This window comes from Methylobacterium sp. Leaf87 (genome assembly GCF_001422775.1).
Lineage (GTDB): Bacteria > Pseudomonadota > Alphaproteobacteria > Rhizobiales > Beijerinckiaceae > Methylobacterium.
Genome location: NZ_LMMI01000001.1, coordinates 1 through 22,398, shown reverse-complemented (window position 1 = coordinate 22,398; position 22,398 = coordinate 1). Strand labels below are relative to the sequence as shown.

Below are 22,398 nucleotides of genomic sequence, written 5' to 3'. Positions count from 1 at the left end.
GGGGGTCCTGGCTGGAGATGGCCGGTCCCGATCGAACCGATCGTGGCGATCACGGACGCTGAGGCAGCGCCGTCTTAGACCACCTCCGCCGGGATCGCCATTCGGCCTCCGACACCGAATGCGGGCCCGGAGCCGTCCCCGTGCGAATCGGCACCCACATCGGCAGCCTCGCTCAGGCCCGCCGCGCGGCCTTGCGTTCCTCGCGGCGGGCGAGCAGCAGGGTGGTGGAATCGCCGTCTTGGCGCAGGGCGGCGGCATCGTGCAGGTCCTGGCGCACCAGCCCGATATCCTTCAGCTCGCGCTCCGACATGGCCCCGAGCTGACGCAGGATCCGGGCGTTGATGGCGGCGCGCGAGACCCCGGCGGCCAGCTTTGCGACGCCGGCGGCAGCGGCGGCCCATGCCCGGTGCAGGACAGGGTCCCGGTCCCCTGCGGACTGCCGGGCCGCGACCGTCGCCCCTCCAGAATTCCGTATCATCGTACCGGTCATGACCGCGCTCCCGTCGTCTGGCGCGACCCTGGCGCCCGGGGGCTGTTCGGGACAGGGACAGTGCCGTACGCTTCGCCAGAATTGTCCGGCAGGAAGTGCCGTACAGATCGAAAGACAGTGCCGATGAAATCCCGCGCGCCGAGCCCGCCGACCCTGGTCGAGACGGTGACCCAGGCCATCGCCGAGCGCATCGCGAGCCGCCAGCTCGCACCCGGAGCCCGCCTGCCCTCCGTGCGGAGCTTTGCCGAATCCATGGGCGTGTCGAAATCGACCGTGGTGGAGGCCTACGACCGGCTCGGTGCCGAGGGCGCCATCGTGGCGCGGCGGGGCTCGGGCTTCTACGTCGCCGGCAAGACCCGCCCGCTCTGCCTCAAGACCGTGGGGCCGGAACTCGACCGGGCCGTCGATCCCCTCTGGATCACCCGTCAGTCGATGCAATCCGGCCCGGACCTGCTGAAGCCCGGCTCGGGATGGCTGCCGACGGCGTGGATGCCGGGCGACGCGATCCGCCGCGGCCTGCGCCACCTCGCCCGAGAGGGCACGCGCAGCCTCGTCTGCTACGACCAGCCCCTCGGCCTCGCCCCGCTTCGCGCCCAGATCGCGCGCCGGATGGAGGAGAAGGGCATCGTCGCCGATGCCGACCAGATCCTCCTGCTCGATTCGGCGACGCAGGCCGTCGACCTCCTGTGCCGCTTCCTCCTGGCGCCGGGCGATACGGTGGTGGTGGATGACCCCTGCTACTTCAACTACCACGCGCTCCTGCGCGCCCACCGGGTCACGGTGGTCGGGGTGCCGTTCACGCCCACGGGGCCGGATCTCACGGCCCTGGAGACGCTCCTGTCGGCGCACCGTCCCCGATTCTACCTGACGAACTCGGCGCTCCATAACCCCACGGGTGCGACCCTCGCCCCGGCCATCGTCCACCGGGTGCTGCGCCTGGCGGAGGCGCACGACACCCTGATCATCGAGGACGACATCTTCGGCGATCTCGAACCCGAGCCGGCGCCGCGGCTCGCCGGTTTCGACGGGCTCCAGCGGGTGATCCAGGTCGGCAGCTTCTCGAAGACCCTGTCGGCCTCCGTGCGCTGCGGCTTTCTCGCCGTGCGGCCGGACTGGATCGAGCCCCTCGTCGATCTCAAGCTCGCCATGAGTCTCGGCAACGGCCACCTCGCCGCCCTGCTCATGCATCGCCTGATCACCGACGGCACCTATCGCCGCCACCTTTCGGAGGTTCGCGAAAAGCTCGCCCGCGATCGTGGCCTCGCGGCGCGGCGCCTGGAAGCGGCAGGCTTGACGCTCTGGACCGAGCCGCGCGGCGGCCTGTTCCTGTGGGCCGCCCTGCCGGAAGGCCTCGATTCGGGCGACGTCGCCCGCCGCGCGCTCGGCCAGGGCGTGGTGCTGGCGCCGGGGGCGGCGTTCAGCACCTCCGGGGCGGGTACGCGCTTCCTGCGCTTCAACGTCGCCCATTGCGCCGAACCGCGAATCTTCTCGGTGCTGGACGCGGCGATGCAGGGTGGGCCTGCATGACACGCTCGACAGGTTTGATACGCCCGCCCGTGCCACAGGGACGGTTTTCGGCTATGAGCGGTTGACAGGGGCGGCCCAGCCTCGCCACATCCCGGCTATCATGAGCGAAGCAATCCCGACCACCCAGACCGCCTCCGCCAGCGCGGAGAAGCCCCCCCTGGAGATTCTGCTCTGCGCCCCGCGCGGGTTCTGCGCCGGCGTGGTACGGGCCATCGACGTGGTCGAGCGCGCGCTCGCCATCTACGGACCGCCGGTCTACGTCCGGCACGAGATCGTCCACAACAAATACGTGGTCGAGAGCCTGAAGCGCAAAGGCGCCGTGTTCGTGCGTGAGCTCGACGAGGTGCCGGACGGCTCCGCCCCGGTGATCTTCTCCGCCCACGGCGTCGCCAAGACCGTCCCGAACAACGCCGATTCGCGCGGGCTCACCACCATCGACGCCACCTGCCCCCTGGTGACCAAGGTTCACCGCGAGGCCGAGATCCACCACAAGCGCGGCCGCCACGTTCTCCTCGTGGGCCATTCGGGCCATCCTGAGGTGGTCGGCACCATGGGCCAGTTGCCCGCCGGCTCCATCACCCTGGTGGAAGACCTCGAGCAGATCGCCGCCCTCGAGCCTGAGAGCCGCGACAACCTCGCCTGGGTGACGCAGACGACCCTGTCGGTGGACGACACGCACCACATCGTCGAGGCCCTGAAGAAGAAGTTTCCGACCATCACCGGGCCGCACAAGGACGACATCTGCTACGCCACCACCAACCGCCAGGAGGCGGTGAAGCAGGTGGCCCCCCTCGTCGATGCCGTGATCGTCGTGGGCTCGTCCAACTCCTCGAACTCGCAGCGCCTGCGCGAGGTCGCCGAGCGCGTCGGCTGCCCGATCACCCGCCTCGTGCTGCGCGCCGAGGAGATCGACTGGGAGGCGTTTAAGGACGTGCGCCGCCTCGGCCTCACCGCCGGCGCCTCGGCCCCGGAAGTGCTGGTGGAAGAGATCATCGACGCCTTCGCCGCCCGCTACACCGTCACGGTGGACACGGTCTCGACGGTGGTGGAGGACATGTCCTTTCCGCTGCCGCGCGAACTGCGCAGCGAAGCCGCCGAGTAGACGCGGCCTTTCCATCGATTCGACCTGCAGGGGCGCCCATCGGCGCCCTTGTTCTTTTTGAACCCCGAACCTTCGAGCGAACCGCCCGTGGCCGTCTACACCGAGGTCTCCGACGAGGCGCTGACCCGCTTCCTCAGCGCCTACGACATCGGCACCCTGCTCTCGTACAAGGGCATCGCTGAGGGCGTCGAGAACACCAACTTCTTCGTACACACCACGGCCGGCGCCTACATCCTCACCCTGTACGAGAAGCGGGTGCGCCTGGACGACCTGCCGTTCTTCCTCAACCTCATGGAGCATCTCGCCGCGCGCGGCCTCGCCTGCCCGCAGCCGATCCGCAACCGCGCCGGCGTGGCGCTCGGCGAACTCTGCGGCCGTCCGGCGGTGATCGTCAGCTTCCTCGAAGGCGTTTCGGTCAAACGGCCGAATCCCGACCATTGCCGCGCGCTGGGCGGGGCGCTGGCGGGCCTGCACGCCGCCGGCAGCGATTTTCCCATGCGGCGCGACAACAGCCTCTCGGTCGAAGCCTGGGGTCCGCTGTTCCGGGGCGCCGAACCCCAGGCCGACGGCGTGGCGCCGGGCCTCGCCGAGCGAGTGCGCGGCGACCTCGCGGTTCTTGAAGCCGGCTGGCCGCGCGGTCTGCCCTCGGGCGTGATCCACGCCGACCTCTTCACCGACAACGTGTTCTTCATCGGCGACGACCTGTCGGGCCTCATCGATTTCTACTTCGCCTGCACCGACGCCTTCGCGTACGACCTCGCCATCTGCCTCAACGCGTGGTGCTTCGAGGCCGACGGCACTTTTGACCGCGACCGGGGCGCGGCCCTCATCGCCGGGTACGAGACCGTCCGGCCCCTGACCCCGCCAGAGGTCGCCGCCCTGCCGATCCTGTGCCGGGGCGCGGCCCTGCGCTTCCTGCTGACCCGCTTGGTCGATTGGCTGAACGTGCCGCCGGGCGCCCTGGTCCAGCCGAAGGACCCCCTGGAATACGACCGCCGCTTGACGTTCCACCGCGCGGCGACACGGGCCGAGGATTACGGGCGCGGCGCCTGATCGGGGCCGTGCTTCAGTTCCAAGTGTGCAGCACCGTCCGCCACCCGTCACCCTGGCGCTCCAGGACGTTGACCCAGTTTCCGCTGAACACCTTGCGGGCGCCGCCGTCCCCGGGGCCGCTCGCCTCCCAGCGTCCGCTGGCGAGGAGGAGGTCGCCCTTCGCTTTCGCCGACTGGACCGTCACCTTGTGATCCGCGAACCCCTTCGACTTCAGATTGGTGAAGTAGGCCTGGATGCTCGGGCCGCCCGAGAGCGGCGCCCCCTTCGTGACGACTTCGGCGTCGGTGCCGTAGAGCGTCGTCAGTGCGTCCATATCCCCGGTGTTGAAGCTCTGGTCCCAGCGGTCGGCCGCCGCCTGGGCCGTGGCCTTCGGATCATCCGCGAAGGCCGGCGCCGACATCGCGAGGCCAGCCATGAGGACAATGGCACAGGTTTCGGAACGGAAGGGCATGGCGTTCTCCCTATCGAAAGCTTGGTTGATTCCCGAAACGACAGTGTCCGCCTAAAATTCGTATCTTGAAAGCTTGATAAGAGCTGCCGAACTTTTGGCCGGTCCGGCCGCCTCGTCGGCGAAAACCATATCCAGGCGACGGCACAGACCTCGAATGCAGGGAGGCATGAAAAAGCCCGGGGGATCACCTCGGGCCCGCATGGTCTCGGTGGGTGACCGAAGCGTCAGATCACCTTGAGCAGCGCGTCGACGCCGGAGATCTCGGTCTTGGCCGGCGAATCCTCGACGTTGAGCACCCGCACGACGCCGTCCTCCACCAGCATGGCGTAGCGCTTCGAGCGCGGCCCGAGGCCGAAGCCCGTGCCGTCCATGTCGAGGCCCAGCGCCTTGGCGAATTCGGCGTTGCCGTCGGCGAGGAATTCAAGGGCCTCGGCACCGCTGGCCTTCTGCCAGGCATCGAGGACGAACACATCGTTGACGGAGGTGATCGCCACGGCATCGATGCCGCGCGCCTTGATCTCGGCCTGCTTCTCGACGAAGCCCGGCAGGTGGTTGCGGTGGCAGCTCGGGGTGAAGGCGCCGGGCACGCCCACGAGGACGACGCGACGCCCCTTGAACACGTCGTCCGTGGTCCGGGCCTCGGGGCCGTCCTTGCCGCTGACGCGGAACGTGACCTGGGGCAGGTGGTCGCCAACCTGGATCGTCATGGGTGATCTCCTGCGGGCGTCGCGCCCGTACGTCCCTGCCGTCTATCGCGCGGGCTCCCGCGTGTCGAGGCAACCGCGACGGCCGTGCACACGCGGCCGAACGCCTTGCTGCGCCTCTCGGATTTGCGCCTTGGACAAGGGCACCGACGGGCGTAGCATGGGGTATGCAGTCATCACGGTCCCAGTCGGGTGATCCCGCCTCCCTCGAAGGCCAGTTCCTGGTCGCCATGCCGGGGCTCACGGATGCGCGCTTCTCGCGCTCGGTGATCTATCTCTGTGCCCACTCGGCGGATGGAGCCATGGGCATCATCCTGAACAAGCCGGTTCAGAACCTCAACATGCCCGACCTGCTGATCCAGCTCGAGATCGCCACCGAACTCGACGCCATCCGCCTGCGCGAGCGGGTCGGCCACATGCCCGTGCTCATGGGCGGCCCGGTGGATGCCAAGCGCGGCTTCGTGCTGCACACGGACGATTTCCACATCGACCAGTCGACCCTGATCATCGACGACGGCATCTGCCTCACCGCCACCGTCGATATCCTGCGGGCCATCGCCAACGGCGCCGGTCCCGCCAGCGCCGTCCTGGCGCTCGGCTATGCCGGATGGCAGGCCGGCCAGCTCGAGAACGAGATCCTGGCCAACGGCTGGCTCACCTGCCCGGCCGACCCGGAGCTGATCTTCAACACCGCCCTCGATGCGAAGTACGAACGCACCCTGCGCGGCATCGGCATCGACCCGGCCATGCTGTCGATGGATGCCGGCCACGCCTGAATCGGGGTCCGAAGGGCGAGCCCCTCGCGGGTCAGGGCAAGAGTTTTGAGAAACCGGCCCTGATTCTTCGTCGGTCTCTGCCCGGCACCCGCCAAAGGGATGATCCCTCTCGAAACCCCTACTCCGGAAAAGCCGGCGCGCCGCCGGCATCCGGGTTCATTCCCTCGACGGACGGTTGCGGCTTGCGGCGCGGCCGTGGGGCGGCGGCCGCCGTCGGGGCGGCGCTGGCGGTGTTGACGCCGAGGCGGGTGGCGAGCGCGAGGGCTCGGCCTTCGGTGAAGCGCAGATTGCAGAAGCCGTGCGCGCCTTCCCGGGCATAGGTCCGGCACAGCTGCTCGCGGTCGGACGAGAACGCCGCCTGCTCGGTGACGATGGGGCGGACGTCCTGTCCGCGCGCCCGCTGGGTCATGAGCTTGTAGTTCTCACGGACCGCGCGGTCGGCCGTGCCGCGCGCGCCGTCGAATTCGGCCGCCCGCGGGATCAGGGTCGCGGCGGCCGGCCCCCACAGGCCCACCGGCGTGGTGGCGCAATCGGCGGCCGCCACGGTGCAGATCGGCGTGGCCCCGAGCGATGTCACCAGCACACCGCCGTCCACCACCTCGAAGCGCAGGGGGCAGGTGGCCCCGGCGGCTTCGAAGCGGGCTAGCCCGTCGGGTCGCCCTTCGGCCGTGAGGGTCGTGGGCGTGCCGCCGTTCCACGGCACCGTGCAGCTCTCGCTCGGCTGGGACACCTTGGTGCCCGGCAGGGTCATGCGGGCGGTCGTGCCGCCCCCGGTCTTTTCCAGCTTCAGGCTGCCGTTGAGGCCGTTGTGCATCAGCTCCTGGCCGACGACGTTGTCCTCCGGCGGCGCCTTGAGAACCACGGGCTGCTTCGGAACCGCCGGCGCGCGCGGCACCTCCGCCGTCGGCGCATCCCCCGGGGCGCCCGGAGGCGGCGCGATGGGCGAGCCCGGCTGGACGCCGCCCGGGACGCCGCGGGGCGGAACCGGCGGCTTGGCGGCGCGCCCGATCCCGAACAGCTCCTCGAAGAAGTTCTGCGCGGCGGCCGGGCTGGGTGGCGCGAGCAGCAGGGGTGCGAGGAGGAGGGCGCGGGTCAACGGGGGCATTGGGACTTTCCGGCTGTGGGAACTCGCCGGCCGCGGGAGCTCGCCGGCCGCAGGAACTGCGAGATCAACTCGCGGACGAACACGGCCACACGTCAGCCTACCATGGGGGCCATGGCTTGAACGTGGCGCCGTTACAACAGAATCGCGGCGGCGGGCCGTGGGAATTCGCGTCCTCGGCCGGGATCGAGCCGCTGCGAGAACGGGATAACGCCCTCGGGCGCGATCCGCTCCGGGGGCGCGCCCGGTTCCCCCGGGTCGTTTCCGGTTCGCCTTGCGGCTCCGCATCCCCCTTCTTATATCCGGCGGGACGCGGGATTAGGACCCGAGCCTGAGCGTTTCGCGACGTTCGGCCCGGGCGCGATCCGGCTCGCCAATCTCAGTTTTTCACCGCCATGGGCCGAGCTGCTTCGGGGCTCGGCGGTCTGCTTGACCAAGCACAACAGAGGGATCCCACCATGGGTAAAGTTATCGGTATCGACCTCGGCACCACCAATTCCTGTGTTGCCGTGATGGAGGGCTCGCAGCCCAAGGTCATCGAGAACGCGGAAGGTGCGCGCACCACGCCGTCCATCGTCGCCTTCCTCGACGACGGCGAGCGCCTCGTCGGCCAGCCGGCCAAGCGCCAGGCGGTCACCAACCCGGAACACACCTTCTTCGCCATCAAGCGCCTCGTCGGGCGCACCTACGACGATCCGATGACGCAGAAGGACAAGGGCCTCGTGCCCTACAACATCGTCCGCGGTGACAACGGCGACGCCTGGGTCGAGGCCGACGGCAAGAAGTATTCGCCCTCGCAGATCTCCGCCTTCACCCTGCAGAAGATGAAGGAGACGGCGGAAGCCCATCTCGGCCAGCCGGTGACGCAGGCCGTCATCACCGTGCCCGCCTACTTCAACGACGCCCAGCGCCAGGCCACCAAGGACGCGGGCAAGATCGCCGGCCTCGAAGTGCTGCGCATCATCAACGAGCCCACCGCCGCGGCGCTGGCCTACGGCCTCGACAAGAAGAAGGCCGGCACCATCGCGGTGTACGATCTCGGCGGTGGCACCTTCGACGTATCGATCCTGGAGATCGGCGACGGCGTGTTCGAGGTGAAGTCCACCAACGGCGACACCTTCCTCGGCGGCGAGGACTTCGACAACCGCGTGGTCGAGTACCTCGCGGCGGAGTTCAAGCGCGAGCAGGGCATCGACCTGACGAAGGACAAGCTCGCGCTCCAGCGCCTCAAGGAAGCCGCCGAGAAGGCCAAGATCGAGCTGTCCTCCGCGACCCAGACCGAGATCAACCTGCCCTACATCACGGCCGACGCCTCCGGGCCGAAGCACCTCGCGCTCAAGCTCAGCCGCGCCAAGTTCGAGTCCCTCGTGGACGATCTCGTCCAGCGCACCATCGAGCCCTGCCGCAAGGCCCTCAAGGATGCGGGCGTCTCGGCCTCCGAGATCGACGAGGTCGTGCTCGTCGGCGGCATGATCCGCATGCCGAAGATCCAGGAAGTGGTGAAGTCGTTCTTCGGCAAGGAGCCCCACAAGGGCGTCAACCCCGACGAGGTCGTGGCCATCGGCGCGGCGGTCCAGGCCGGCGTGCTCCAGGGCGACGTGAAGGACGTTCTCCTCCTCGACGTCACCCCGCTGTCGCTCGGCATCGAGACCCTGGGCGGCGTGTTCACCCGCCTCATCGACCGCAACACCACCATCCCGACGAAGAAGTCCCAGACCTTCTCGACGGCCGAGGACAACCAAAACGCCGTCACCATCCGGGTCTTCCAGGGTGAGCGCGAGATGGCGGCCGACAACAAGATGCTCGGCCAGTTCGACCTCATGGGCATTCCGCCGGCCCCGCGCGGCATGCCGCAGATCGAGGTGACCTTCGACATCGACGCCAACGGCATCGTCAACGTGACGGCCAAGGACAAGGCGACGAACAAGGAGCACCAGATCCGCATCCAGGCCTCGGGCGGCCTCTCGGATGCGGATATCGAGAAGATGGTCAAGGATGCCGAGGCCAATGCCGAAGCGGACAAGAAGCGTCGCGAGCTCGTCGAGGTGAAGAACCAGGGCGAGAGCCTCGTCCACGCCACCGAGAAGTCGGTCAAGGAGTACGGCGACAAGGTCTCGGCCGACGACAAGGGTGCCATCGAGACCGCCATTACGGCGCTGCGCACGGCCCTCGAAGGCGACGACGTCGAGACCATCAAGGCTCGCACAACCGACGTGATGCAGGCGTCGATGAAGCTCGGCGAGGCCATGTACGCGGCCAACCAGGGCGGTGAGGCCGGGGCCGAGGCGCCGGCCGGCGAAGCCAAGAAGGACGACGTCATCGACGCCGACTTCCAGGAAGTCGATGACAAGGACCAGAAGAAGCGGGCATAACGCCCCTTGAGAAACGGGGGGTCGGAGTAATCCGGCCCCTCGCCATGTCTGGTCAGATGACGGTGCGGTCCCCGGTGGATGCCGGCGCGCCGAACGACTTTTGAGGGCGGGTATGTCGAAGCGGGACTATTACGAGATTCTTGGCGTCGCCAAGACCGCGACCGACGGCGAGATGAAAGTCGCCTTCCGCAAGCTCGCCATGACCTACCATCCCGATCGCAATCCCGGGAATGCGGAGGCCGAGGTCAAGTTCAAGGAAGTCAACGAGGCCTACCAGACCCTGACCGACGGCCAGAAGCGCGCAGCCTACGACCGCTTCGGCCATGCCGCGTTCCAGCAGGGCGGCGGCGGGGGCGGTCCCGGATTCGGCAACGAGTTCGGCGACTTCATGTCGGACATCTTCGACAATTTCTTCGGCGACGGACGCGCGGCCCCCGGCGGTGCGCGAGCCGGCGCGGGCGGACGCGGCGGCTCCACCCGCGAGCGCGGCGCTGACCTGCGCTACAACCTCGAGATCTCCCTGGAGGAGGCCTTCGCCGGCAAGGCGGAGACCATCAAGATGGCGACCGCCGTGACCTGCGAGGTATGTTCGGGGTCGGGTGCCAAGGCCGGCTCGAAGCCGCGCCCGTGCCAGACCTGCGGCGGCTACGGCCGCGTACGCGCCGCGCAGGGGTTCTTCGCCATCGAGCGGACCTGCCCGAACTGCCACGGACGCGGCGAGGTCATCGACGATCCGTGCGGCAATTGCTCGGGCGCCGGCCGCGTCACGCGCGAGCGCACCCTGTCGATCAACGTGCCGGCGGGCGTCGACGACGGCCTGCGCATCCGTCTCGCCGGCGAGGGCGAGACCGGCCTGCGCGGCGGCCCGGCAGGCGACCTCTACGTGTTCCTCTCGATCAAGCCGCACGAATTCTTCCAGCGCGACGGCGCCGACCTGTTCTGCCGGGTGCCGATCAACATGGTGACGGCGGCCCTGTCGGGCGAGATCACCGTGCCGGTCATCGACGGCTCGCAGACCCAGGTGCGGATCCCGGCCGGCACCCAGACGGCCAAGCAGTTCCGCATCAAGGGCAAGGGCATGCCGGTGCTGCGCGCCCGCGAGGTCGGCGACCTCTACATCCAGGTGTTCGTCGAGACGCCGCAGAATCTGACCAAGCGCCAGCGCGAGCTACTGCAGGAATTCGGTCAGTCGGCTTCCGACGAGAACCACCCCGAGAGCGCGGGCTTCTTCTCCAAGGTCCGCGAGTTCTTCGACGGACTCGGCGGTACCGCCCGACAGTGAACACGGTGCGGGATCGAACGGCCGCGAGCCCGGTTATGATTGTGGCTGGGCCGCACCGCTCGACCGAACGCACGACCGGACCCGGGGGCAAAGCGCCGATGCGGCTTGACTGTACACGGCCTTCGGCGTCTAGCCTTTCCTTCCCAAACCGTGATCTGAGGGCCTAGGGTCTTGCCGCCGCTCCGCCGTCCCAGCACCAAACTCCAAGCCGCCCTCGGCGCTCTTCAGGGTGCGCCCGGGGCCCCGCGCGTGCGGCGCGATCCGCTGGAGGACGAGGCCCGCTTCCTGCGCTCCTGGTTCGAGCGTCCCCTCGTCACGGGGTCGGTGACCCCGTCGGGCAAGATGCTCGCCCGCACCATGGCGTCCTACGTCGATCCGCGCATGGCCGGGCCGGTCATCGAACTCGGGCCGGGTACGGGTCCGGTGACGGAAGCCCTCGTGCGACGGGGCATCGAGCAGGAGCGCCTGATCCTGGTCGAGTACAACCCGGATTTCTGCCGGCTGCTGCGGACGCGGTTTCCCCGGGCCACCGTGGTGCAGGGCGATGCCTACGACATCACCGCCACCCTCGGGGCCCTCGTCCACGAAAAGGCCGCCGCCACGGTGTCGAGCCTTCCGCTGTTCACCAAGCCCCTGGAACAGCGTCTCAAGCTCCTCAACGCCGCCCACGCCATGATGCATGCGGGAGCGCCCTTCGTGCAGTTCACCTACGCGGTGGTTCCGCCGATTCCCGAGCGCTGCGATGCCGGGACCTATACGGCGAGCCGTTCCAACCGCGTCTGGCTCAACCTGCCGCCGGCGCGCGTCTGGGCCTATCGCCGTCCCTGACGCAGGGCTGAACGGCTCCCGGCCACGGCGTTCAGCCGTCGCGATCTAGGTTCTCCTGACGGGGTCGAGATGTCGTCGACCCCCTGAGACCGGGAGACCGTCATGGCTTTTCGCCCCCACACGCTGCTCGTCCGAAGCCGCCGCCTCGCCGCCGGCCTCGCCCTCGCGATCGGCCTCGGCATCGGCGGTGCCCAAGCGCTGCCGTTCGCCGATGTCGGACCGCAAGCCGAGTTCGTGCCCGTCTACGATCATGACGGCTACGGTCACCGGGGCTACGATCGCGGGCATCATCATCGCGGCCATGACCGCGGCTGGGGTGGTCACCATCGCGGCTGGGATCACGACCGTGGCTACGGCCGGCGCCACTGGGGCCACCATCACCACCATCATCACGACGGCCGCGGCCGGGGTTACGACCGGTACTGATCGGTCAGGCGATCCTGTCGCGGAGCAGGGCATCGGCCGGCTGAGGCTCGGCCGTGATCAGGTAGGCCGCTCGCAGGGCCGCCTCGGCCCGGTCCGCCGAGGCGGCGTCCCTTGCGTGGATCGTGGCGAGCGGCCGGTCGGGACCGACCGCGTCGCCGGCCCTTGCGAGGCCGGTGAACCCCACGGCGGGGTCGATGGCGTCCTGCGGCCGGGTCCGGCCACCGCCGAGGCCGATGACGGCGAGACCGATGTCGCGGGTCGCCGCCCGGCGGATGACGCCGGCCTCCGGCACCGTCACGGTCCGCACGACGGCGGCCCTGGCGAGGTACTGCCCAGGACGCTCGGCGAGGTCGGCCGGGCCACCGAGCGCCGCCACCATGCGGGAAAAGATCGCCAGGGCACGCCCGGAATCGAGGGCTTCCTCCAATCGCGTCCGCGCGGCGGGCAAGCTGTCCGCGAGGTGGCCCAGCATCAGCATCTCGGCGCCGAGTTCGACGGTGATGGCATGGAACGCGGGCTCCCGCGCACGCCCGCCGAGATAATCCAGGGTGTAGGCCACCTCCAGGGCGTTGCCCGCCGCCGAGGCGAGGGGCGAGTCCATGTCGGTGATGAGGGCAACGGTCGGAAGGCCGGCCCCGCCCGCCACGCCGACGATGGCTTCGCCGAGCCCCCGCGCCTGGTCCGGTTCGGCCATGAACGCCCCCGAGCCGACCTTCACGTCCATCACCAGGCCGTCGAGGCCGGCGGCGAGCTTCTTCGACAGGATCGACGCCGTGATGAGATCGAGGGATTCCACCGTGCCGGTGACGTCGCGGATGGCGTAGAGCCGGGCATCGGCCGGCGCGAGGTCGGGTGTCTGGCCGATGATGGCGCAGCCGACGTCCTTCGTGACCCGGCGGAACCGGTCGAGGTCCGGCCGCGCTTCGTAGCCCGGGATGGCCCCGAGCTTGTCGAGGGTGCCGCCCGTGTGCCCGAGGCCGCGCCCCGAGATCATCGGCACGTAGCCGCCGCAGGCCGCCACCAGGGGCGCCAGGGCGAGGCTGACCGCGTCGCCGACGCCGCCGGTGGAATGCTTGTCGAGGACGGGGCCCGGCAGGTCCCAGCGCAGCACCGTGCCCGAATGCGTCATCGCCCGGGTCAGGGCGACGCGCTCGTCCAGGGACAAACCGCGGAAGAACACCGCCATGGCGAAGGCCGCCGCCTGGCCCTCGGTGACGCGCCCATCGGTCAGGCCGGCGATGAAGTCGGCGATGCGGGCCGGATCGAGGGCGAGCCCGTCCCGCTTCGCCCGGATGATTTCCTGCGGCAGCATCATGGCCTGGGGTCCCGGGCGGCGATGAGGGCGGCGTGCAGGCCGCTCGCGCCGATGCGGAAGGTTCTGGGCGTCGCCCAATCCGGCCCCATGATGCGGTCGGCGAGGGCGAGATACAGGGCGGCGTCGGCCACGGTCCGGATGCCGCCCGAGACCTTGAGGCCGTGTTCGCCGCCGGTCTCCCGGAGGGCGACCAGCATGATCTCGGCCGCTTCCGGGGTCGCCGAGACGGCGGATTTGCCCGTGGACGTCTTGATCATGTCTGCACCCGCCGCGAGGGCGAGGCGGCTCGCCCCTTCGATCAGCTCCGGCGTGGCGAGTTCGCCGGTTTCCAGAATCACCTTGAGGCAGGCGGGCCCACAGGCGTCCCGCACGGCCGAGACCATCGCGCGCGCCGGTTCGGGGCGGCCTTCGCGGAGGGCGCGATAGGGCAGGACGAGGTCGATCTCGTCGGCGCCGTCCGCCAGGGCCGCGCGGGTGTCGGCGACGGCCCGCGCCGCATCCTCGCCCCCGGCCGGAAAATTGATCACGGTCGCCACCGCCACGCCCGATCCGGCGAGGAGCCGGGCGGCCTGCGCGACGAACCGGGGCCAGACGCAGATTGCCGCGACGCCGCTGGCGCGGGCGGCCGTGCACAGGGCGTCGATGGCCGCCTCGGTGCAGGTGTCGCCCAGGTCGGTCAGGTCGAGGAGCGGGAGGGCGCGCCGCGCGATCGAAGCGTCGGTCATGCGTGGGGCTCCGGCAGGCGGGCGACGAAGGCTTCGGCGAGGCGGGCGAGGTCGGCGGCCGCCCGCGCCGCCACGGCCTTGGTCTCGTCGTGGTGCGGGTCGCCGTCGCCGATGCCGGCGGCGAGGTTGGTGACCACCGAGACCGCCGCCACGGGCAGGCCGAGGAAGCGGGCGAGGATCGCCTCCGGCACCGTGGACATGCCGACGAGGTCGGCGCCGAGGATCCCGGCCATGCGGACCTCCGCCGGCGTCTCGAAGCTGGGGCCCGAGAACCACGCGTAGACGCCCTCGTGCAGGACCAGGCCGCAGGATACGGCCGCGGCGTGCAGCGTCTTCCGCAGATTCGAATCGTAGGCGCCCACCATGGGGACGAAGCGTGCCTCGCTCGCCTCCCCGATGAGCGGATTGAGGCCGGACAGGTTGATGTGGTCGCTGAGCGCCACGAGCTGGCCCGGACCGGCCTCGGGCCGAAGCGACCCGGCGGCGTTGGTCAGCAGAAGGGCGCGGGCGTCCAGCGCCCGCGCGACACCGAGGGGCACCCGCATGGCGGCGGCGTTCCCGATCTCGTACGCATGGGCGCGGCCCTCGAACACCAGGACGCGGCGCCCACCGAGCCGCCCGGCATGGAGCCGCCCGCCATGGCCGCTGACGCCGGGTGCGGGAAAGCCTGGAATCTCCCCATAGGACAGTGCGTAGGCGTCGGTGAGGCGCTCCACCAGGGCGCCGAGGCCGGTGCCGGTCACGATGGCGCAGGCGAACGGTCCTGCGAACCCTTGCATGCGCAGGCGATCGACCGTCGCAGCGAGCCCGGCCCCGTCAGGCATCGGTCAGGTTCTCCGGCCCGAACGAGTCCGGCAGCAGGGCGCCGAGGGTGAACCGGGCGCGGATGCCGTCGTCGTCGGCCACGTGGATCACAGCGCCGGGCGTGGCGAATTCACGGATGCGCTGGCGGCAGGCGCCGCAGGGGGTGACGAGGCCGGGGCCGGGCCCCAACACCAGCAGTGTGCGGATCGCCCGCCCGCCCTCCGCCACCATGGCGGCGATGGCCCCGGCCTCGGCGCAGGAGCCCACCGGATAGGCCGCGTTCTCGACGTTGCAGCCGGCATGGACCCGGCCGTCCGCGTCCCGCAGGGCGGCTCCGACGGCAAAGCGCGAGTACGGCGCGTAAGCCCGCGCGCGGGCGACGCGGGCGGCGTCGAACAGGCTCTGGAGATCGGGGTCCATGCGCGATGTTTGGCACCGATGCCGGAGCCCTGTCGAGGGATCATCGACAGGGCGCCACCGGCCTTTTAAGACGCGAGGGACGAGGATGGCGGCAGGGACGGACGGCGATGCTGGGTCGGTTTGAACGGAGTGCGTCGGGCGAGGCGACGGTGGAGTACGGCGACGGCACCATGCGGGTGGTGAAGCCCGGCCGCTTCGTGCGCTGCGCCGTCACGGGCGCGCCCATCGAACTCGACGCCCTGCGCTACTGGAGCGCCGTGCATCAGGAAGCCTACGCGACCCCGGAGGCGGTGATGCAGCGCCTGCGCGAGCGCGCCGTCGCGGGCTGATCCTCAGCCGTCGGTCCTGTTCTCAGCCGCCGGTCATGGGCGGGAAGAACGCGATCTCGGATGCGCCCGCCAGGGGCGCGTCGGGCTTGGCGTGAACACGGTCGATGGCGACGCGCACGACGCCGTCCCCCTCGAAGGCGTAGGCGTATTCCTCGCCCCGGCCGCCCAGCCAGCGCAGGAGATCCGCCACCGTGGCGAGGTCGCCCGGCAGGTCCACCACCTCTTCGGCCTTGCCGACGCGTTCGCGCACCCAGGCGAAGTAGACGAGCTTCATGAGACCATCTCTCAGCGCGGGTCGTCGATGACGTGTTTGATGCCCGCCCGCATGTAATCCCACCCCGTATAGAGCGTCAGGGCCGCGGCGATCCACAGCAGGTAGGTCCCGGTCTGCACCGTGCCCGGCAGGATCGTTTCGCCGGCCGGGCCCGCCACGAGGAAACCGATGGCCACGAGCTGCAGGGTGGTCTTCCACTTGGCGACCCGGCTCACCGGCACGCCGACCTTCAGTTCGGCGAGATATTCGCGCAGGCCCGAGACCAGGATCTCCCGGCACAGGATCACGATGGCGGCCCACAGGGTCCAGCCATGGATGGTGCCATCGGCGGTGAGCATGAGGAGGCAGGCGGCCACCAGCAGCTTGTCGGCGATGGGGTCGAGCATGCGGCCGAGCGCCGAGGATTGGTCGTAGGTCCGCGCCACGTAGCCGTCGAGGTAGTCGGTGATGGCGGCGAGGATGTAGACGCCGAGGGCCGCGAACCGGGCCGTGTGCTCGACGGGCCAGTACAGCAGGGCGACGACGATGGGCACGGCCACGAGCCGCCCGTAGGTCAGGCAGTTCGCGAGCGTCCAGGCCGGCGAACGGCGGCGGGTGGGGGTCGGCTCCATCGGCGCGGTGAAACCATGGGGCGGAGTGGGGGTCAACCGCTGTGCCTCGCTCATGCTGGTCCGGCGCCCTCAGGTCTGGGCGTGGAAGAAGTCGTAGACGGCGCGGGCCGTGGCGGCGTTGACGCCGGGCGTCTTCGCCAGATCCTCGAACGCCGCCCGCTGGATCGCCTTCACGGTTCCGAAATGGTGCAGGAGCGCGCGCTTGCGCGTCGGACCGATGCCGGCGATCTCGTCGAGCGGGTTCACCATCATCTCGCGCTTGCGCTTGGCCCGGTGGGTGCCGATGGCGAAGCGGTGGGCCTCGTCGCGCAGGCGCTGGACGAAGTACAGGGTCGGGTCGCGCGGCGGCAGCTTGAACGGCGGGCGCCCCGGCACGAAGAAGGTCTCGCGGCCGGCGTCGCGGTCGCGCCCCTTGGCGATGCCGACCAGCGCCACGTCGGTGACGCCCATCTCCTCCAGGGCCGTGCGTGCGGCGTCCAACTGGCCCTTGCCGCCGTCGATGAGGACGAGATCGGGCCAGGCCGGCATGGTCTCGGTGTCGGCCTCCGGCGCAGCGACGGCCGCCGGCTCCCCATCCGCCGCCTCGGCCTGGGCGGGCGTCCGCGGGTTCTCCTTCACGAGGCGCTTGAAGCGGCGCTGCAGCACCTCGCGCATCATCCCGTAATCGTCGCCCGGGGTCAGCTCCTCGGACTTGATGTTGAAGGTGCGGTAATGGGTCTTGGCGAAGCCCGTCGGCCCGGCGACGATCATGCCGCCCACCGCGTTCGTGCCCATGATGTGCGAGTTGTCGTAGACCTCGATGCGCCGGGGCGCGGCGGCCAAGCCGAACGATTGCCCGAGGGCCACCAGCAGCTTGCCCTGGGAGGCGGTGTCGGCGAGGCGCCGCCCCAGGGCCTCCTTGGCGTTGCGCTGGGCATACTCGACGAGGTTCTTGCGCTCGCCGCGCTGGGGCAGATGGATGTCGACCCGGTAGTCCGTGCGGCTCGACAGGGCGGCGGCGAGCAGCTCCGCATCCTCGATGACGTGGGACACGAGGACGAGACGTGGGGCCGGCTTGTCGTCGTAGAACTGGCCCATGAACGAGGCCAGCACCTCGTCGGCCGTCATGCTGCGGTCGGCCTTGGGGAAGTAGGCGCGGTTGCCCCAGTTCTGGAAGTTGCGGAAGAAGAACACCTCGATGCAGAACTGCCCCGCCTGCTCATCGAGGGCGAACACGTCGGCCTCCTCGACGCCTTGGGTGTTGACTCCTTGCGTCCCCTGGATCGCCGAAAGGGCCGAGATCCGATCGCGAAAACGGGCGGCGCGCTCGAACTCCATCACCTCCGAGGCCGCCTGCATCTCCTCGCGCATACGGTCCTTCACGGCGTTGGACTTGCCGGCGAGGAACGCCTTCGCGTTGTCGGCGAGCGCCTGGTACTCCGGCAGGGCGATCTCGCCCGTGCACGGACCGGCGCAGCGCTTGATCTGGTAGAGCAGGCACGGCCGGGTGCGGTTCTCGTAGTAGCTGTCCGTGCAGGTGCGCAGCAGGAAGGCGCGCTGGAGCGCGTTGACCGTGCGGTTGACGGCCCAGACGTTGGCGAACGGCCCGTAATAGCTGCCCTTGCGCCGGCGGGCGCCGCGATGCTTGACGATCTGCGGGGCTTCGGAATCGGCCGTGACGAGGATGTAGGGGAACGACTTGTCGTCCCGCATCAGGACGTTGAAGCGCGGCTTCAGCTGCTTGATGAGGTTGGCCTCGAGCAGCAGCGCCTCGGTCTCCGTGGCGGTGGTGACGAACTCCATCGCCGCCGTCTGCGAGATCATCCGGGCGATGCGGTTCGAATGCGCCTGTCCGCGGGCATAGGAGCCGACCCGGGCCTTCAGGTTCTTCGCCTTGCCGACGTAGAGGACGTCGCCCTTCGCGTCGAACATCCGGTAGACGCCCGGGCCCGAGGGCAGGGTGGTCCAGAACCGGCGGATGATCTCCGTCCCGGCCTTGACCGCGCCCTCCTCGAAATCGAAGTCGATCTCGGGCGCGTCGTCGTCCGGAGCGAGTTCGGAGGCGTCCTCCGCCTCGTCCATGGCGTCGAGATCCTCCGGCGGAGCGTCCCCGAGGCTCTGGCCGTTCGGGGTCTCGCGTTTGGTTTCGCGGCTCTTTTCGCGGCTCATTAGCCTGATCTAAGCCGCGTGGATTCGTGAGGGAAGGGGCGATCAGTCGAACAGCGCGTCGATGTCGCCTTGGTCGACGTGGCCGGCATCGCCGTCGAGCTTCGGCCCGTTGAGAAGCGAGTTCTCGTCCTCGATGTCGATCTTGCCGCCGTTGACGCCGAGGAGTTCGCTGAAGGTGTCGAGGCCGCCCCAGGCGTCGATCATCCGGTCGAGGTGTTCCTCGATGAATTTCAGCACGCCGACGATCTTGTTGATGCGCTGGCCGGTGAGATCCTGGAAGTTGCACGCCTCGAAGGCGACGACCACGCGCTCGAGGATGGCGTCGATGTTCTCGCGCCCCGCCATGGTGGTGGTCATGGCGCGCAGCATGCTGGCGTTGGTTTCGATCTCCTCAATGGCGCCGAGGATCGTGCTCGTGGCCTGCTCGGTGGAATCGACCACGGCGTCGAGCTCGCCCGCCACCCGGCGCATGCCCTTGCCGGTGTTCTCCGAGCGGTAGAGGGTCGCGATCTCCTGCTTGGTGCGGGTGATCGCATCCTTCATGATGTCGAGCTCGGAGCGCATGGCGAAGGCCTCGCTCAGCTCGCGCCGGCAGGCCTCCACCGTCTCCACGGTGCTCGTCTGGGTGACGCGGCGCAGGTCCTGGATCGCCGACAGGATCTCTTCGAGGCGGGTGTTGTTGAGGGCCACCGCCTCGGACGCGACGGCCGCCTCCGGTGCGGGCGTGGGAGCGCTCGCGGCGAGGCCGAGGCTGTCTTCGATGCGGTAACGTTTCGTGGTCATCGGTGAGATCAAGCCCGCCAGAGTTCAGCGAAGGGACCATCGGCCAAACTGGTTGCCATTTCTTGAATGCCGCAACGGTTGGGCAACCTTTACCACCCGTTCACGCTGAATCGGTTCCGGCGCCGTCGAGGACCGGTCTCGTGAAGGATTCACCACGTTCCTTCACCGGACGCCGACCCGCCCGACGCGATCCTGGCCCGAGACGGGACCCCATCGGGTCGGGTGTGTCGGGGGAAGATCATGCGGATCGAAGGGTGCGTGGCCGGCGTGGCGTTGGCCATGGGAATCACCGTGGGAATCACCGTGGGGGCCAGCCCGGCGGCGGCGCAGGCGGCGCCGGGCCGCTACGGCGGCGGCCTCATCGAATTCCTGATGAGCGATGCCCCGCCCCCTGCACCGGCCGGGGGCCGCTACGAGGCGGCGCCCATGCGCCGTCTCTCGTCGGGGGACCGTGTGCCCGAAGCCATGCCGCCGGCCGTCCCCGTGCCGCCGCGGGTCCGCCTCGCCGCCCTGCCGCCGGTCGAAGCGCGCCCGGAGGAGTCCGGACGCACACCGCAGATGTACGGGCGTCCTCCCGAAGCCTATGGGCGTGCGCCCGAGGCCTACGGACGCGCACCCCAGGCCTATGGGCGTGAGCCGGGGCCGGCCTACGGACAGCAGGGTGCCGAAACCATCGGCCGGGCAGCGGACCCGCGCTTCGCCCGTCAGGTCGTTGCGTATGACGGCGGCCAGCGTCCCGGCACCATCGTGGTCGATACGCCGGGGAAATTCCTCTACCTCGTCCAGCCCGGCGGGAAGGCGATCCGCTACGGCATCGGCGTCGGCCGCCCGGGCTTCGCCTGGTCGGGCCTCAAGTCCATCAGCCAGAAGCGGGAATGGCCCGACTGGACCCCGCCGTCGGAGATGATCCGGCGTCGTCCCGACCTGCCGCGCCACATGGCCGGAGGGCCCGGCAACCCGCTCGGCGCGCGGGCGCTCTACCTCGGTTCGTCGCTCTATCGCATTCACGGCACCAACGAGCCGCACACCATCGGCCAATCGGTCTCGTCGGGCTGCATCCGGATGATGAACGAGGACGTCATCGATCTGTACGAGCGCACCCCCGTGGGCACCCGCGTCGAGGTGCTCTGAAGGCAGGCAGACGGGCGCGGGAACGAAGCCCCTCGAAACGTAGAAAGGATCGGCCCCTTACCCGGAGCCGATCCTTTCGGGAATCGAAGCCCGGCCGCCCGGAGGGGGCGGCCGGAGCCGATCTCACACCCAGTCGTCGTCGCCACCGCCGCCGAGGTCGCCGCCGAAATCGTCGCCCGCATCACCACCGAACGACGCCTCCTGGAAGTCGCCGCCGCCGCCCAAGGCCGAGCCGAGGTCGGAATCACCGCCCGCCGCAGCACCGGAGGCCGGCAGACCGGCCGCTGCCGCGCTGCCGAGGGAGGAATGGCCGCCCGCGAAGGCGTTCGACAGGGCGCTTCCGAGGAGCATGCCGCCGGCCGCACCCGCCGCCATCGGCAGCGCGGTCGCCATGAAGCCGCCGCCGCGCGCCGGGGCCGCCTGCTGCTGGCCGCCCCACGGGCCGCCTTGCTGCGGACCGCCATAGCCCGGCTGCTGGCCGTAACCGGGCTGCGGCTGGCCATAGCCCGGCTGCTGCTGGCCGGGGCTGCCCCAGGCCTGACCGGCCGGACGCTGCGGCTCCTGGCGCGAGGACCCGCCGCCGAAGATGCTCGACAGGAACCCGCCGCCGCCCTGGGGCTGCTGCTGGCCTGCCTGCTTGGCCTGTTCGAGCTGCTGGTTGAGGCTCTTGATCGCCTCCTCCTGCACGTAGATGAGCTGCGCCATCGCGTAGGGTGCGTAGGGCTGGGCACGCAGCTTGTCGGCGATGAAGCGCTCGGCTTCGAGATCGCGGGGCTGGCTCGCCGCCTGCTCCAGGCGCTGGAAAATGCCGCCGATGACGTCGCGTTCTTCGCTGTTCATGGAGTTGTCCTCCTGGGGCCAAGCCGGCGGCGTTCTCACCGCGCGAGCGGTTCACAGATGGGGAACGCCGTGGGCTTTTGTCAGGGGCTCAACGCAAACTCCGCCGTTCGGATGCATCGATCCGTCACGGGCGTGCGCCGGAACACGAAAAAGCCCGGCCTTTCGGCCGGGCTTCTCACGATGACGGGAGTCCGGTGGCGCTCCGAGGGAGCGCCGGTCGGGTCCTAGTACGAGCCGAACTNACACGAAAAAGCCCGGCCTTTCGGCCGGGCTTCTCACGATGACGGGAGTCCGGTGGCGCTCCGAGGGAGCGCCGGTCGGGTCCTAGTACGAGCCGAACTTGTAGTTCAGGCCGGCGCGGACGACGGCGAACTCGGTGTCGCGGACCTGACGGCCACCGCTGGCCAGGACGACGCCGGGGCTGTTGGTGAAGATGGTCGCGCCGGCGTTGTTGACGGCGAAGGCGCCGGCGTTGCGGTTGTTCTGCTCGAGGTTGACGTACAGGCCTTCGACCTTGAACGTCACGGCCGAGGACTTGAAGAAGTTGAAGAACGAGTCSGTGGGGAGCGCGTACTCGATGCCACCGCCGGCAGCCCAGCCGGTCTGGAAGCTGTCGCGGCTGCCGCTGTTCAGGCCGAACTCGCGTCCGCCGCCCGAACCGTAGGCGAAGCCGCCGGTGCCGTACACGAGGGTGCGGTCGAAGGCGTAGCCGAGGCGACCGCGGACGGTGCCGAAGTAGTCGAGGCTGGAGACGCCGGCCGGGTTGAAGACCTGCTGGGCGGCGAGGGGGCCGGTGGCGGAGAAGCGGTTCCGCTCACGCCCGAAGTCGACGTACTGGGCGTCGGCCTCGACRCCGACGACGAMGCCGGAGCCCGGGGTGAACTGGTAGTTAGATCGGAAGAGCA

23 protein-coding genes and 1 pseudogene are annotated in these 22,398 nt (G+C 69.8%); 10 read left to right on the top strand and 14 right to left on the bottom strand.

The genetic code is table 11. The annotated features are described in order from the left end of the window. Positions 1-172: 172 nt before the first annotated feature. The gene (locus tag ASF22_RS00120) at positions 173-490 is read right to left on the bottom strand and encodes a DUF1127 domain-containing protein (RefSeq protein ID WP_056260476.1); all 318 of its coding nucleotides are present in this window, start codon (positions 488-490) and stop codon (positions 173-175) included. Between the two features lie 123 nt (positions 491-613). Here ASF22_RS00120 and ASF22_RS00115 point away from each other — a divergent pair, with 123 nt between their 5' ends. The 3 genes from ASF22_RS00115 to thrB all read left to right on the top strand — a co-directional run bounded on the left by ASF22_RS00115 (position 614) and on the right by thrB (position 4,172). Then, on the top strand, positions 614-2,017 hold the full coding sequence (locus ASF22_RS00115) for a PLP-dependent aminotransferase family protein (RefSeq protein ID WP_056260473.1): 1,404 nt from the start codon (positions 614-616) through the stop codon (positions 2,015-2,017). A gap of 100 nt (positions 2,018-2,117) precedes the next feature. Then, on the top strand, positions 2,118-3,119 hold the full coding sequence (gene ispH, locus ASF22_RS00110; RefSeq protein WP_056260472.1) for a 4-hydroxy-3-methylbut-2-enyl diphosphate reductase: 1,002 nt from the start codon (positions 2,118-2,120) through the stop codon (positions 3,117-3,119). A gap of 87 nt (positions 3,120-3,206) precedes the next feature. Further along, the gene (gene thrB / locus ASF22_RS00105; protein ID WP_056260470.1) at positions 3,207-4,172 is read left to right on the top strand and encodes a homoserine kinase; all 966 of its coding nucleotides are present in this window, start codon (positions 3,207-3,209) and stop codon (positions 4,170-4,172) included. 13 nt (positions 4,173-4,185) lie between these two features. Here thrB and ASF22_RS00100 read toward each other — a convergent pair whose 3' ends face one another. Next, positions 4,186-4,623 (bottom strand): nuclear transport factor 2 family protein, encoded by a 438-nt coding sequence (locus ASF22_RS00100; RefSeq protein ID WP_056260468.1) that lies wholly within the window; start codon positions 4,621-4,623, stop codon positions 4,186-4,188. A gap of 224 nt (positions 4,624-4,847) precedes the next feature. Next, positions 4,848-5,330, bottom strand: coding sequence for a peroxiredoxin (locus ASF22_RS00095; RefSeq protein WP_056169705.1), 483 nt, complete (start codon positions 5,328-5,330; stop codon positions 4,848-4,850). 164 nt (positions 5,331-5,494) lie between these two features. On the opposite strand from ASF22_RS00095, the gene ASF22_RS00090 reads away from it, so the two are divergent. Further along, positions 5,495-6,103: a YqgE/AlgH family protein gene (locus ASF22_RS00090; RefSeq protein ID WP_056169703.1), complete on the top strand. Its 609-nt coding sequence runs from the start codon at positions 5,495-5,497 to the stop codon at positions 6,101-6,103. A 118-nt stretch (positions 6,104-6,221) separates the two neighbouring features. Here the strand turns inward: ASF22_RS00090 and ASF22_RS00085 are convergent, their stop codons facing one another. Further along, on the bottom strand, positions 6,222-7,208 hold the full coding sequence (locus tag ASF22_RS00085) for a hypothetical protein (protein ID WP_056260466.1): 987 nt from the start codon (positions 7,206-7,208) through the stop codon (positions 6,222-6,224). A 455-nt stretch (positions 7,209-7,663) separates the two neighbouring features. On the opposite strand from ASF22_RS00085, the gene dnaK reads away from it, so the two are divergent. The 4 genes from dnaK (at position 7,664) to ASF22_RS00065 (ending at position 12,113) form a co-directional block, all read left to right on the top strand. After that, positions 7,664-9,577 carry a molecular chaperone DnaK gene (gene dnaK / locus ASF22_RS00080; protein WP_056169699.1) on the top strand — a complete coding sequence of 638 codons (1,914 nt, stop codon included), beginning with the start codon at positions 7,664-7,666 and terminating at the stop codon, positions 9,575-9,577. A 112-nt stretch (positions 9,578-9,689) separates the two neighbouring features. Then, positions 9,690-10,859 (top strand): molecular chaperone DnaJ, encoded by a 1,170-nt coding sequence (gene dnaJ, locus ASF22_RS00075; protein WP_056260464.1) that lies wholly within the window; start codon positions 9,690-9,692, stop codon positions 10,857-10,859. Between the two features lie 171 nt (positions 10,860-11,030). Continuing rightward, on the top strand, positions 11,031-11,687 hold the full coding sequence (locus tag ASF22_RS00070) for an rRNA adenine N-6-methyltransferase family protein (RefSeq protein ID WP_056169693.1): 657 nt from the start codon (positions 11,031-11,033) through the stop codon (positions 11,685-11,687). Between the two features lie 102 nt (positions 11,688-11,789). Continuing rightward, positions 11,790-12,113, top strand: a complete 324-nt coding sequence (locus tag ASF22_RS00065; RefSeq protein WP_056260462.1) for a hypothetical protein — start codon at positions 11,790-11,792, stop codon at positions 12,111-12,113. Positions 12,114-12,117: 4 nt separating this feature from the next. Here the strand turns inward: ASF22_RS00065 and deoA are convergent, their stop codons facing one another. The 4 genes from deoA to ASF22_RS00045 are packed head-to-tail and all read right to left on the bottom strand — an operon-like array spanning position 12,118 to position 15,377. Continuing rightward, on the bottom strand, positions 12,118-13,428 hold the full coding sequence (gene deoA / locus ASF22_RS00060) for a thymidine phosphorylase (protein WP_056260459.1): 1,311 nt from the start codon (positions 13,426-13,428) through the stop codon (positions 12,118-12,120). Next, a complete protein-coding gene (gene deoC, locus ASF22_RS00055; protein WP_056260457.1) occupies positions 13,425-14,153 on the bottom strand; it encodes a deoxyribose-phosphate aldolase in 729 nt (242 codons plus the stop codon). Before deoC ends, deoA begins: the two co-directional genes overlap by 4 nt. Then, positions 14,150-14,977 carry a purine-nucleoside phosphorylase gene (locus tag ASF22_RS00050; protein WP_056260455.1) on the bottom strand — a complete coding sequence of 276 codons (828 nt, stop codon included), beginning with the start codon at positions 14,975-14,977 and terminating at the stop codon, positions 14,150-14,152. Before ASF22_RS00050 ends, deoC begins: the two co-directional genes overlap by 4 nt. Next, positions 14,970-15,377 carry a cytidine deaminase gene (locus ASF22_RS00045; protein WP_056260453.1) on the bottom strand — a complete coding sequence of 136 codons (408 nt, stop codon included), beginning with the start codon at positions 15,375-15,377 and terminating at the stop codon, positions 14,970-14,972. Before ASF22_RS00045 ends, ASF22_RS00050 begins: the two co-directional genes overlap by 8 nt. 107 nt (positions 15,378-15,484) lie before the next feature. On the opposite strand from ASF22_RS00045, the gene ASF22_RS00040 reads away from it, so the two are divergent. Continuing rightward, the gene (locus ASF22_RS00040; RefSeq protein ID WP_056169677.1) at positions 15,485-15,706 is read left to right on the top strand and encodes a DUF2093 domain-containing protein; all 222 of its coding nucleotides are present in this window, start codon (positions 15,485-15,487) and stop codon (positions 15,704-15,706) included. 22 nt (positions 15,707-15,728) lie between these two features. Here ASF22_RS00040 and moaD read toward each other — a convergent pair whose 3' ends face one another. The 4 genes from moaD to ASF22_RS00020 form a co-directional block, all read right to left on the bottom strand. Beyond that, positions 15,729-15,980: a molybdopterin converting factor subunit 1 gene (moaD, locus tag ASF22_RS00035; protein ID WP_056260451.1), complete on the bottom strand. Its 252-nt coding sequence runs from the start codon at positions 15,978-15,980 to the stop codon at positions 15,729-15,731. Positions 15,981-15,991: 11 nt separating this feature from the next. Next, a complete protein-coding gene (pgsA, locus tag ASF22_RS00030) occupies positions 15,992-16,591 on the bottom strand; it encodes a CDP-diacylglycerol--glycerol-3-phosphate 3-phosphatidyltransferase (protein ID WP_056169670.1) in 600 nt (199 codons plus the stop codon). A gap of 69 nt (positions 16,592-16,660) precedes the next feature. Next, on the bottom strand, positions 16,661-18,652 hold the full coding sequence (uvrC, locus tag ASF22_RS00025) for an excinuclease ABC subunit UvrC (RefSeq protein ID WP_056170636.1): 1,992 nt from the start codon (positions 18,650-18,652) through the stop codon (positions 16,661-16,663). Between the two features lie 129 nt (positions 18,653-18,781). Further along, the gene (locus ASF22_RS00020) at positions 18,782-19,522 is read right to left on the bottom strand and encodes a protein phosphatase CheZ (protein ID WP_056169668.1); all 741 of its coding nucleotides are present in this window, start codon (positions 19,520-19,522) and stop codon (positions 18,782-18,784) included. A 240-nt stretch (positions 19,523-19,762) separates the two neighbouring features. On the opposite strand from ASF22_RS00020, the gene ASF22_RS23555 reads away from it, so the two are divergent. Further along, positions 19,763-20,653, top strand: coding sequence for a L,D-transpeptidase (locus tag ASF22_RS23555; RefSeq protein WP_056260449.1), 891 nt, complete (start codon positions 19,763-19,765; stop codon positions 20,651-20,653). A gap of 123 nt (positions 20,654-20,776) precedes the next feature. Here ASF22_RS23555 and ASF22_RS00010 read toward each other — a convergent pair whose 3' ends face one another. Then, complete coding sequence (locus tag ASF22_RS00010) at positions 20,777-21,493, bottom strand: DUF2076 domain-containing protein (RefSeq protein ID WP_056260446.1); 717 nt, start codon at positions 21,491-21,493, stop codon at positions 20,777-20,779. 324 nt (positions 21,494-21,817) lie between these two features. After that, positions 21,818-22,398 (bottom strand): annotated as a pseudogene (locus ASF22_RS00005) (porin family protein); the annotation flags it as partial.